11 protein-coding genes and 1 pseudogene are annotated in these 12333 nt (G+C 54.4%); 10 read left to right on the top strand and 2 right to left on the bottom strand.

Features of this window, described 5'->3' with window-relative positions; translation table 11 throughout:
* Positions 1-44: 44 nt before the first annotated feature.
* A complete protein-coding gene (locus BMW55_RS17930) occupies positions 45-692 on the bottom strand; it encodes a hypothetical protein (protein ID WP_089973059.1) in 648 nt (215 codons plus the stop codon).
* A 191-nt stretch (positions 693-883) separates the two neighbouring features.
* On the opposite strand from BMW55_RS17930, the gene BMW55_RS17925 reads away from it, so the two are divergent.
* From BMW55_RS17925 to BMW55_RS17885, 9 genes are all read left to right on the top strand, one after another.
* A complete protein-coding gene (locus tag BMW55_RS17925) occupies positions 884-1864 on the top strand; it encodes a 2-hydroxyacid dehydrogenase (protein WP_089973056.1) in 981 nt (326 codons plus the stop codon).
* A 95-nt stretch (positions 1865-1959) separates the two neighbouring features.
* Positions 1960-2562: a nucleotidyltransferase family protein gene (locus tag BMW55_RS17920; RefSeq protein ID WP_170840017.1), complete on the top strand. Its 603-nt coding sequence runs from the start codon at positions 1960-1962 to the stop codon at positions 2560-2562.
* Positions 2563-3245: 683 nt separating this feature from the next.
* On the top strand, positions 3246-3695 hold the full coding sequence (locus tag BMW55_RS17915; protein ID WP_089973131.1) for an SRPBCC family protein: 450 nt from the start codon (positions 3246-3248) through the stop codon (positions 3693-3695).
* A gap of 28 nt (positions 3696-3723) precedes the next feature.
* On the top strand, positions 3724-4260 hold the full coding sequence (locus tag BMW55_RS17910; RefSeq protein ID WP_089973051.1) for a (2Fe-2S)-binding protein: 537 nt from the start codon (positions 3724-3726) through the stop codon (positions 4258-4260).
* Between the two features lie 2 nt (positions 4261-4262).
* Positions 4263-6611, top strand: coding sequence for a xanthine dehydrogenase family protein molybdopterin-binding subunit (locus tag BMW55_RS17905; protein ID WP_089973048.1), 2349 nt, complete (start codon positions 4263-4265; stop codon positions 6609-6611).
* Positions 6608-7465 (top strand): FAD binding domain-containing protein, encoded by an 858-nt coding sequence (locus BMW55_RS17900; protein WP_089973045.1) that lies wholly within the window; start codon positions 6608-6610, stop codon positions 7463-7465. The genes BMW55_RS17905 and BMW55_RS17900 overlap by 4 nt, the downstream gene beginning before the upstream one ends.
* 118 nt (positions 7466-7583) lie before the next feature.
* Positions 7584-8474 carry an AAA family ATPase gene (locus BMW55_RS17895; protein ID WP_089973042.1) on the top strand — a complete coding sequence of 297 codons (891 nt, stop codon included), beginning with the start codon at positions 7584-7586 and terminating at the stop codon, positions 8472-8474.
* 82 nt (positions 8475-8556) lie between these two features.
* On the top strand, positions 8557-9891 hold the full coding sequence (locus tag BMW55_RS17890; RefSeq protein WP_089973039.1) for a vWA domain-containing protein: 1335 nt from the start codon (positions 8557-8559) through the stop codon (positions 9889-9891).
* Positions 9888-11135: an XdhC family protein gene (locus BMW55_RS17885; protein WP_089973036.1), complete on the top strand. Its 1248-nt coding sequence runs from the start codon at positions 9888-9890 to the stop codon at positions 11133-11135. Before BMW55_RS17890 ends, BMW55_RS17885 begins: the two co-directional genes overlap by 4 nt.
* 174 nt (positions 11136-11309) lie before the next feature.
* On the opposite strand, the gene BMW55_RS17880 is transcribed toward BMW55_RS17885, so the two are convergent.
* On the bottom strand, positions 11310-11690 hold the full coding sequence (locus BMW55_RS17880) for an Asp23/Gls24 family envelope stress response protein (RefSeq protein WP_211663689.1): 381 nt from the start codon (positions 11688-11690) through the stop codon (positions 11310-11312).
* 335 nt (positions 11691-12025) lie between these two features.
* Here BMW55_RS17880 and tnpA point away from each other — a divergent pair.
* A pseudogene (gene tnpA / locus BMW55_RS17875) lies at positions 12026-12333 on the top strand (IS200/IS605 family transposase); the annotation flags it as partial.

The following is a 12333-nucleotide window of genomic DNA, read 5'->3' as shown; positions in this document are numbered from 1 at the left end:
AGGACACCACGTAAACGACGACCAACAGCTGGTCGCTTTTCCTGCTACAGTCCTATTTTCTTTAGTAATTCCTGAAGTTTTGCAAAGGGAAAATCTTTATTGTCAAGAGTCCGTAAACTGAGAAAAGATGCTTCTCCATCACAATACCACCCATATACGGGGTGATGGTTAAATTGGATACCTTTGATGGGATAGCACATTCGATCGATGACTTCTTGCTGTATGAAATCGCCTGAAAACAGCTCCAATGATTGCCAGGCCGTTTTTGTTTTTTGATGGACCCGTTCCAAATCATCATCAACCGTGATAGCCATAAAGTTGCTGAGCAAGATGTATGGAGCCTCCGGATACTCAGGAACTTGCGGGGCAAGAAAGTCGCCTAGTGCCGCTGCTTCTTCAAAGCGCAACACGACGGCGTGCGGATGTGAATCATCGAACTTTCCAATTTCAATCCCGTCAGGAGTAGAAAGATCATAGACTTTCAAAGAGGTGCCGGGCAGATATGGACCCATCTCCAAGAGGAGACCCATATGCTTGGTAATCGGGAAACGGATTGGATTTTCGTATTCGTAGATAAAGGGTTCATCGTCTAACATAAACTCATGTTTCCAGGTTTCCGGATCGGTCTCAAGAAAAAAATAATCCATCCAAAACTCCCTGTGATTCATTACGGCTGTCCATGCACGATTCAAAATGTTCCCCTCCCGTTTTTTCATTATAATATAATGAAGCGGATATCACCGTAAGGATTCAACGATCAACCATAAGAATAAATGGCTTTAACACTCAAATTCAACGATTTGATATTACGGGAACGGATAGTGTTCCGGAACTTTTTGAACTAGCATCCTTTCTAATTTGATATATTCGGGAGAGAGAATGGATGAAACCCAAAGTGATCGTTTATCATCGAATTCCCCGAGAAATTAAGGCTGAGATCGAAGAAAAATGCGAGACCGTTTATTTTGAACATTTGAACTCCCCGCAGGATCCGCACTTTCTCCAGGAGCTCAAAGAGGCTCACGGGATTATGGGTACGAAATTAAAAGTAAATAGGGAGTTGCTGGATCGGGCCCCTCTCTTAAAAGTTGTCAGTACGATCTCGGTCGGATATGACAATCTCGATATTCCGGAGCTGACGAAGCGCAAGATCATGGCCACCCATACGCCGGATGTGCTCAACGAGACCACGGCTGATGCGATCTTTGGGCTGCTTCTTGCCACGGCCAGAAGAATTTCTGAGCTGGACCTCTACGTAAAAAAGGGTCAATGGAATCAGATGATTGACGAAGATTTATTTGGAGTCGATGTCCATCATAAAGTGCTCGGCATCATCGGGATGGGCAGAATCGGTTCGGCCATTGCCAAAAGAGCCCATTTGGGTTTTGATATGAAGATTTTGTATCACAATCGTTCGCGAAACTTCGAAGCGGAACAAAAATACGGGGCCAGGTTTTGCAGTCTGGATGAATTGCTTGCAGAATCCGATTTCGTTTGCCTGATGGTGCCTTTGACTCCGGAAACCGAAAATCTGATGGGTGAGAACGAGTTTAAGAAGATGAAAAAATCAGCGATCTTCATTAATGGTTCCCGGGGAAAAACGGTGAATGAAAAAGACCTGGTCGCTGCCTTGCAAAATGGCACCATCCTGGCGGCGGGGCTGGACGTCTACCAGCAGGAGCCGATCGATCCGGAGAATCCGTTGCTCCGGCTCAACAATGTCGTCACCTTGCCGCACATTGGATCGGCCACCTTTGAAACCCGGTTTAAAATGGCCAAGCTGGCGGCTGAAAATCTGGTAAAAGGGGTTACCGGTGAGCGTCCTCCCAACTTAATCAATCCCGAAGTGTGGGAAACTGGTTAACTTAAAGGTTCTCTTGTTGATGGACGATGCCGGTTTCAATCGGAACCGATTTCCGGACAGGGGGACAGGCAACTGCCGTGAAAGGAGATCCATCCATGCCAAATGTGGGAGCATTAATCCTTGGGGCGGGCATGTCCAAACGAATGGGCAAGCCTAAGCTCTTGCTGTCCCTAAAAGGGAAACCGCTTTTTCGCTATGCGGTGGAAACCGCCCTTGCCTCCGGCTTAAACCCCGTTATTTTGGTCGGAGGACAACATGTCGATGAATTTAAAAAGCAGACAGCCGATTTACGGGATGTCGAAATCATTGCCAACCAGTCTTATCATACGGGGATGTCATCTTCGATCCAAACAGGCATCAAGGCATTGGAGGGGCGAACGGATGCGGCCATCATTTTCCTTGCGGATCAACCGTTAGTACCTTGCTTAGTGGTCGAACAATTACTGCAAGATTACAGAACCTGCCGGCCGCACGGTGTTCTGATTGTGAGGCCTCTATATAACGGCCGGCAGGGACACCCGGTTTTATTTGACCGTCAATTATATAAGGAGTTTGAAAAAATACAAGGAGATGAAGGAGGCAAATCCATCATCCAACGACATCAGCACAAATTGAAATTGGTTTCCTTCGAAAATTCAATATGGAATACAGACATTGATACTTATGAAGATCTAAGGGTGGTTGAGCAGGAATTTTAACTTAAACCAATCTGTTTCGCATAAGACCTTGTTTGATGGCACAAACGTTTCCTTTTCCAAGTTTCCGGGATCATTCAAATGTAGCGCAGATCCCTTACATACCGGATGCATTTCTCAAGCCGGGAGGGTGGAACTCTCATTCGCGCTGGCATATAAACATAGATTTGCAAAAGTGATCGATATAAATGGAACCCCATTCGAGCCAATTTTCCATCCGGAACGGCCCTTTTGTTTTCCGACTCATCAACGTCTCATCCGGATCGTAGGCACACACACTGTCCGCGCTTTTGCTCTCTGGTTTGATCTTTTTTATAATTTCATATATTTTATATGAACTAAATTTATTGAATTAAAACATTATTCGTGATATTGTTATTATAGAAAAAACAGCTTGAGACTATTGCCTCTTACGGAAAGGGAAACTTCCCTTCAGGAGTTTCCGGTAATTTCTATTCTTTGGGTGGTGGCGAGCGGTTCAATCTGCAGTACATATCGTTTATGACGGGGGCTACAAATGAACATTTATTTTGAAACCGCTGTCACATATTCCGTATGGAAATCGAAGTTTGGAGACATTTGATTTTATGTTGCGAAGGAGGTTTGATCAAAACAGCCGGCCGTCGCCGGTGGGAATGGCGGTAAGTTGTCAAAGAACAACCATCGCTGTGTCAGGGGGAGATGATTTGAGGATCGAGGTTCGGCATCCATTTTCAACTTCGCGGAAGGTTGTCTGGAAGTTTCTTCAGGACGAGGAGGTATTGCGGCGCTCTCTGCCGGGATGCCGGAAGCTGGAAGAGGTTTCGGAGGGCGTTTACAGCGCTGAACTTGGACTCAATGTCGGCCCCGTCAAGGGCATGTTTACGGGAGAAGTGAAGCTGTCCGAACTTCGCGAGCCGGAATCCTACCGCCTTACGATGAGCGGGAAGGGCAAGCCCGGCGAGATCCGGGGGGATGCACGGATCCGGCTGGAAGAGGCAGAAGAGGGTACGGTGCTGATCTGTAACGCGGAGGCGCATGTGACCGGTGTGTTGGCCTCTGTCGGACAGCGGGTCATGGGCAGCGTGGCTAAGCTGATCCTCAGCCAGTTCTTCAAGGCGGTGGAGAAGGAAATCCGGCATTCGACTCCCAAATGAGGGAAACCATTTCCGGGAGGTGCACCTGATGGAAACAGGAAAGGTGAACGTGACGGTCACGGTCAACGGAGTCCGGAGGAGCGCGATGGTAGAACCCCGGATGCTGTTGGTTCATTTTCTCAGGGACGGTTTAGGGCTCGTCGGCACCCATATCGGCTGCGATACCAGCCAGTGCGGGGCATGCACCGTGCTGCTTGACGGGGAGGCGGTTAAGTCCTGCACTGTCTTGGCGGTTCAGGCTGACGGCTCGGATGTGACCACGGTGGAAGGGCTGGGCGACATGGAGAATTTGCACCCCGTTCAGGAAGGCTTCTGGGAGAAGCACGGGTTGCAATGTGGATTCTGCACACCGGGAGTGATGATGACGGCGGTGGGACTGTTGAAGCAAAATCTCAACCCGACGGAGGAGGAGATTCGGGAAGGGCTGGAAGGAGTCCTCTGCCGGTGCACGGGCTATCAGAACATTGTCCGTGCGGTACAGTATGCAGCCGCTCGGATGTCCGAATCGGAAGGGCATCGTGAAGTGGCCGCAGCAGGCGATGACAGTGGAGAAGGGGGGCGCTAACGATGCCGAATGTTTTTGGCACACCGCTGAAGCGTCGGGAGGACCCGCGTCTGATAACCGGTAAAGGCAACTTCACGGATGACATTCAACTGCCGGGTATGTTGTACATGGCGGTTCTGCGCAGCCCCCATGCCCATGCCCGCATCAAGCGGATCGATGTTTCCGCAGCTCGTCAGGTGCCAGGGGTGGTCGCGGTCTACACCGGAAAGGACCTGGAAGGAAAGATGGGCACGATTCCCACGGCCTGGCTGGTACCCGACTCCGACATCAAAACCCCTCCCCATCACGCCCTCGCTGTCGATCAGGTGCGCTATGTGGGAGACGGCATCGCCTTGGTGGTGGCGGAGGACCGATACACTGTCCGGGATGCGCTGGAGTTGATTGATGTGGAGTACGAGGAGCTGCCGCCGGTGGTCAATCAGGAGGAGGCGATGAAGGACGGGGCGCCGCAATTGCATGAAGGGGTGCCTAACAACATCGCCTTTCACTGGAAGGCGGGGGAAGTGCCCGACGAAGTCTTCGACCGGGCGGAGGTGGTGATCCGCCGGCGCTTCTACCAGCAGCGCCTCATCCCCAACCCGATGGAGACCCGGGCGGCGGTAGCCCAGTACAATCCGTCCAGTGGAGAGATGACCATCTGGTGCACGTCGCAAAACCCTCACATCCACCGGTTCATCCTCTCCGGCGTGCTGGGAATTCCCGAGACGAAGCTGCAGGTGGTGGCACCCGACGTGGGCGGCGGATTCGGCTGCAAGATTGCTGTCTACCCCGATGAGGCGCTGGTCGGTTACGTGGCTCGTGATCTTCGCCGTCCGGTCAAGTGGACGGAAGACCGGAGAGAGCATTTCACCACGACTACCCACGGCCGGGATATGATCCTTGATGTCGAGCTGGCCGGCAAACGGGACGGAACCTTGACCGCCCTCCGGATCAAAAACACAGCCAACCTGGGTGCCTATTTATCGACAGCGGCCCCCGGTGTTCCTACCATTCTGTTCGGTCTGATCGCCCCGGGTCCTTATAAGATTCCCAAGGCGGCCGTGGAAGTGATCGGGGTGTTGACCAACACCACACCCACCGATGCATACCGGGGAGCGGGACGGCCGGAGGCCACCTATCAGATCGAGCGGATGATCGACCTGTTCGCTGATGAAATCGGCATGGATCCGCTGGAGATCCGCCGGAAAAACCTGATCCGGGAGGATGAGTTTCCCTTCGACAACGCTCTGGGGCTCCAGTACGACTCCGGCAACTACCACCGGGCGCTAAACAAGGCCCTGGAGATGATCAACTACGATCAATTCCGCAAGGAGCAGGAAGAAGCGCGGAAAAAGGGACGCTACTTGGGTATCGGATTTTCCACCTATGTGGAGATTTGCGGACTGGGTCCCTCAAAAGTCGCTGGTGCCGTCGGCTTCCAGGGGGGACTCTGGGAAAGCGCCACCGTCCGTGTCCATCCATCGGGCAAGATCTCCGTTTTCACCGGTGCTTCCCCGCACGGCCAGGGGGAGGAGACCACCTTCGCCCAGATCGTGTCTCAGAAGTTAGGCGTGCCCGTTGAGGACATCGAAATCGTGCACGGAGACACGAACAGGATCTCCATGGGTTGGGGAACTTACGGCTCCAGGACGACACCGGTGGGTGGAAGTGCGATCGCCATCGCCTGCGACCGGGTGTTGGAGAAGGCGAAAAAGATCGCCGCCCATGCTCTGGAAGTCTCTGAATCCGACCTGGATTTCGAAGACGGTGCGTTTCAAGTGCAAGGGGTTCCGGGCAAAAAGATCACTTTCCAGGAGGTCACCCTGCAGGCCTATCTTGCTTGGAACCTGCCGGAAGGTGTGGAACCCTCTCTGGAAGCCCAGTCCTTCTACGATCCCGCCAACTTTGTCTACCCCTTCGGCACTCACATCTGCATACTGGAAGTGGACGGCGAAACCGGCGAGGTGAAGCTGAAGAAGTACGTGGCTGTCGATGATCCCGGTCCGGTGATCAATCCGATGGTAGCCGAGGGGCAAGTTCACGGGGGGATTGTCCAGGGGATCGGTCAGGCTCTCTGGGAGGGGGCCGTTTACGACGAAAACGGGCAATTGATCTCCGGCACGTTCATGGATTATGCCATGCCCAAGGCCCGTTTCTTTCCCGCCTTCGAGACGGCGTTCACGGAGACGCCCTCTCCCGTCAATCCCCTCGGGGTGAAGGGGATCGGGGAAACCGGAACGATCGCCTCCACTCCGGCGGTGGTAAACGCGGTGGTGGACGCTCTAAAACCCTTCGGGGTGAAGGATCTGGATATGCCCCTGACACCTGAAAAGGTCTGGAAAGCGATGCAGAAAGGGAGGAGAGAAGCGTGATTCCCAGCGCGTTTGATTACACACGGGCCACCTCGGTGGAGGAAGCCGTCAAGCTGCTCCAGGCAGCTGGCGGGGAGGCGAAGCTCCTGGCAGGGGGGCACAGCCTCCTGCCCATGATGAAGATCAAGCTCACGTCTCCCGGGAAATTGATCGACATAGGACGGATCAAGGAACTCAGCGGTATCCGCAAGGAGGGAAACCGACTGGTGGTGGGAGCTCTTACCACCCACCGTCAGGTGGCTGCCGACCCTTTGGTGCGGAAGTACGCTCCCGTCCTGGCCGAGGCAGCATCGCAAATCGGGGATATCCAGGTGCGTAACCGGGGCACCGTTGGGGGAAATTTGGCTCACGCCGACCCTGCTTCCGATCTGCCCGCAGTAGCCTTGGCCTTGGAGGCGGAGTTTGAGGTGCAGGGGCCGGACGGAAAGGAGACCCTCGACGCTGGCGGGTTTTTCCTCGGTCCGCTGATCACCGCCCTCCCTGAAAACAGTATCCTGACTTCCGTTTCCTTCGCTATTCCACCGGAAGGGGCGAAGAGCACCTATCTCAAATATCCGCACCCGGCCTCCGGGTACGCAGTAGTCGGCGTGGCCGCCGTCGTGAGCACCGGGCCGGACGGGATGGTGAATGATGCCCGGATCGGCATTACCGGTGTCGCCGACACGGCTTACCGGGCGGAGGAGGCGGAGCGGGCACTGGTGGGGAAAAAGCTCTCGGAACAGACGATCCTCGAGGTGGCGGCCTTGGCGTCGGAAGGTCAGGAGATGGCCAGCGACCTGTTCGCCTCGGCAGAATATCGCCGCCATCTAACTCGGGTGTACACCATCCGGGCGTTGAAGAGGCTGTTGATATAATCTGGAAGTCTCTGCGGAGAGTCCGGACAAAAGTGTTGACGAAAGGTCGGTGAGGGCATGCAGGTGCCGGACCCGGCCCTTTCTTTCGCAATACCCATGGGGAAGGAGGCGCAGTGCCATGCTCGATCGCATCCAGTCGATTCACGATGCTTTCCGTGAACACGGTTACATTGCCGACCGGTCCGTGGTTACCGCTCTTCACTTGGTGGGGGCCCTGAGGAAACCCTTACTGGTGGAAGGTCCCGCCGGGGTGGGCAAGACGGAAATCGCCAAGGTGTTGGCTACGGTGTTGGACACCCGTCTGGTGCGCTTGCAATGCTACGAGGGACTGGATATTCACACTTCCCTGTATGAGTGGAACTATCCAAAGCAGATGTTGCACATCCGTCTCTCCGAAAACAGCGGAGCATCGGTGCAAGAGAAGGAAAAAGAGATCTTCAGCACCTCTTTTTTGATCCGCAGGCCCCTCCTGGAGGCGATTTCCGACGAAAAGGGTTCCCCGGTTCTCCTGATCGACGAGGTGGACAGAGCAGACGAGGAATTTGAGGCGTTTCTCCTCGAGATCCTCGGGGAGTTTCAGGTGACCATCCCGGAACTGGGGACGATCCGGGCCAAGCACCGGCCATACGTCGTACTCACTTCCAACCGAACCCGCGATCTTAGTGATGCCCTGCGCCGCCGATGCCTCTATCTGTGGATTCCCTACCCTGACGCGGATAAGGAGGTTCAGATCCTGGAGGCGAAACTACCGGGAATCAATCGTCGGCTGTCTGAACAGATTGTCCGCGTCATGGCGCGGATCCGAACGATGGCTCTCCACAAAGTACCCGGTGTTGCCGAAAGCCTGGACTGGGCGCAGGCCCTAATGGCTCTGCACCGGGGAGAGCTGAACATGGAAACCATTCGCGAAACCCTCGGCTGCCTCGTCAAGGACCGGGAGGACTGGGAGACGATCGAGGACGAGTTGGAGAAAGGAAATCTGCTCCGGGAAGCCGGTTTGGAAGCTTGATGGAGGAGAGGGTCTCATTTTTTCAGTGAAACTTTTGCCCGTCACCCGGCTATAACGGGGAATTGGAAAGGAGAATCTGTGCGTGATACAAACTTCCCTGTTCCCACAGCCCAATCTTGCCGAGCATTTGCTCCGGTTTTGCCGCATGCTCCGCGCCCGCGGATTTTCCATCGGTCCCGGGGAGGAGATCGACATGTTTCGCGCTCTCGAGGTGGTCGACATCGGCGACAAGACGGCATTTGCTGCTGCGTTGCGACTCGTCTTGTGCTCCAACCGGGAAGAACAGGCGATGTTCGACACGCTCTTCGATAACTTCTTGTTCGCCGTCGAGTCGAACGCTGGCGGACGGCCGATTCAGACGATCCGGGAAAAGGGAGAAGGCAAGAGAGAGCGTGACGCGAAAAGGCCTGCAGGGGTGGAGGAAGAGTCGGCTCCGTCAGATGGGCCAAATTCGCCTGTTGGAAAACGGAAAGGGACGGAGTTCAGCCCGGCAGAGTTTAACGACGCGTTCTCTGGGGCAGTCGGCGGAGAGAAGGAAGAGCGATCCCTTCCCGATACAGCGATCGCTTCATCCGGTAACGCTGCCGGACCGGATTTTCTGGAACCGGAGAGGGGAAAATGGGATGTACCCCTCGCTCGGGTGGCCCGCTACAGTGCCGTCCATTCCGCCAAGCGGTCCATCGCCCGGATCCCTTCTGACGGCTTGGAGGAGATGATGCAGGCGGCAGCCGCGCTGGTCTCCCGAATCCGGCTCCGGCGAAGCCGCCGTCTACAGCCGATGCGGAAGGGCAAACGCCTTGACTTTCGCCGCTCCTTCCGGAACAGCATCCCCTCGGGCGGCGAAATGGTGTTGCCGTCTTGGTCGGGCCGTCTCCGACGTCAGGCTCGGTTCCTCCTTTTCTGTGACGGGAGTCGGTCGATGGCTCCCTACGCCGAGCGTTTTCTCCAATTCGCGTTCGCACTCACCCGAAAGGCGAGTAGAGTAGAAGTTTTTGTCTTCTCGACACGGATTCGCCGTGTGACCGACCGGCTCCGCATGGATGCGAACGGACGGCTGCCGACGTTGACCGGTTTGGGCATGGAGTGGGACGGGGGAACGCGCATCGGTGAATCGCTGAAACTTTTTCTGGATTACCACGGTTGGCGCCTGCTGACGAAGGACACGCTGGTGATCATTGCCAGCGACGGATTGGACATCGGGGACCCGGAGGGGTTGTCCCGGGCGATGGCCGAGATCTGCCGCCGGGTGGCAGGGGTGATCTGGCTGAACCCTCTCTTGACCCTTCAGGGTTACCGACCGGAGGCCAAAGGGATGAAAGCAGCCCTCCCTTATATCGACACATTTGCGGAGGCCTGTGATCCGGCCTCTTTCCGGCAATTGGCCAAACGCATCCATTATCGGAGGGGACGGACGTGAAAGAGCATCGGGAAATCGCCTTAGCGATGGAAGAAACGAAGCGCGTGGGCCGGAAGATGGCTGTGGCAACTGTCGTACGCGTAAAAGGATCTGCCTATCGCCGCGAAGGAGCCAAACTGCTGATCGACGAGGAAGGAAACACGACTGGTGTGATCTCCGGCGGCTGCCTGGAGCCTGATGTGGTGGAAGTGGCCAAACAAGTGATGGCTGACGGACGGCCGATCCTCAAGAGCTATCATTTGGACGAGGATCTGGTGTGGGGTTTGGGGCTGGGATGTCCGGGAATGGTCGATATATGGATTGAAGCGGTTCCGGACAGCCGGGGGCCAAAGGTGATGCACACTCCGCCTTCATCCGCCGGAGAGGATGCGGAAAACCCAGGTTTCACGGGAGAGAACGGAGTATCCTCGGACGGACGGAAGGAAAATGATTCCCGTGACACGGGAAGGGAACCCTTTGCCGCGTGGTCCATGTGCCTCAAGGAAGAACGGTCGGCCGTGTTGGCCACTCTCTTGGAGTCTTCTTCTCCGGATCTTCCCATCGGTGCCCGTCTCTTTATTCCCGAGGAAGGTGAACCTTCGGGTGACTTGGGTGACGCCTCGCTGAACCAGTTGGCCGTCAAACTGGCAAGGAAAAAACTGGATACCCTTTATCCCCGATCCGAGACATCCACGTTTTTCTTGTCCGGTGGCGGAAAAGCAGAGATTTTCGTCGATGTCAATCTTCCCCCGTTTGAGCTGATGATTTTCGGTGCCGGTCACGATGCCATCCCTGTGGCCAAATTGGCTGCGGAATTGGGGTTCCGGACGACGGTGATTGACCCCCGCCCGGCCTACGCAAACGAGGAGCGCTTTCCGGGAGCCAGGATCATCCTGACTCATGCGGATGCATGGGAAGAACGGGTGATGATCGGGAGGCGGACATTTGTCATCGTGATGAACCACCACCTGGAGCGGGACCAGGCTGCCATCCGTTTTGCCCTGAACTCCCCCGCTCCTTACGTGGGTGTTCTCGGGCCGAGGTCCCGCCGCCAGCGAATGTTGGAGGCGCTGGAAAAGGAAGGAGTTATCTTTGGAGAGGCAGAACTGGCCAGAATGTACAATCCCGTCGGCCTGGACATCGGAGCCGAAACTTCGGAAGAAGTGGCGGTGAGCATTTTGTCAGAGGTACTGGCGTTTCGAAACGGCCATATGGGCGGGTTTTTGCGGGGGCGAGAAAAGATTCATCAATCGGCCCGGAAATGATCCTGGCCGGGTTTGCCACCTTTGCTGATGGTTCCGGAAATACGGGCGTGCTGCGTTCATTTTTAAGGTATACGGTAAAATGCATCGTTCACTTTGCCACTGTGACCAGCCGGTGTTTCAATACGATGGAAGGAGAGGGATGGGGTTAGCAGCCAGCCACTCCCTCTTTCTCATTTAATCTGTGACTCTTACCAATTGGTCGAGTTCATCTCTCACCACGACACCTTCAACATACATATTCACTTCTACTACATGTAGCCCGGTCATATTCTCGATGGCTTTCTCCACCGCCAGAGACGCTTTTTGATAGAGATCAGGAACGTTTGTTCCATATTCGACAATCACTTTGAGGTCGATCCTCAATTCTTGTTCTTCGATATCAACCGAAACCCCTTTGGATAAGTTTTTACGGCCGAATCGTTCCACGAAATCTTCTACCACACCGCCGCTCATCGACACGATGCCGTCTATCTCACTGGCGGCGATTCCGGCGATCGTCTCAATCACTTCCGTAGAAAATTTGAGGCCGTCGCCTTTGTTCCGTGTGTCTGCCATGCCCATCACTCCTTTCCTATTGATCCATATGATTTGTTATATGTTTATCTTCCTGGTACATGTGCCGATTGAAGAAATTTTATGAATCATTGGCCTATCTAACAAAACTTGCCCAAAATCAATGGCAGATCCGAAAAACTTCCTTATATCTTTGCGAGCGAGAAAACCCCTGGCTTCAGCTATGGGGATGAGAGCGAGCGTCAGGCGAGGGAGGGGATGGTTTTCCCCCTCTCGCAAGCCTGACCATCTTTTGCTTTTTTTGTTCCCTCAATTAGATACCTTGTGCATGTCTAATGCATGTTTGTAAAATTGGCAATAGGTGATGAATTTGGGAACGGTTCAAAGTGCTGGTTCCGCCTGTAAGTGACCGGCTGAAAGAGCTGTTCATGGAAAAAGCGAGAGAGCTGGAAGTGACGTTTCAAGTATGGAGATCATGCCCGATCATGTGCATTTGCTCATTCAATGTGACCCGGAGTTTGGGATCCACAGGGCAGTTAAACATCTCAAAGGGTACACATCGCGAATATTGAGGAAAGAGTTTCCATATCTGAAATCACGAATCCCATCCCTTTGGACCAACTCCTATTTTGTTGCGACCGTTGGAACGGTCACGCTGGAAGTTGTTAATCAGTACATGGAGACT

Source organism: Lihuaxuella thermophila, from assembly GCF_900110165.1.
GTDB classification, from domain to species: Bacteria; Bacillota; Bacilli; order Thermoactinomycetales; family Thermoactinomycetaceae; genus Lihuaxuella; species Lihuaxuella thermophila.
This window is presented reverse-complemented; position numbering and strand designations above follow the sequence as displayed.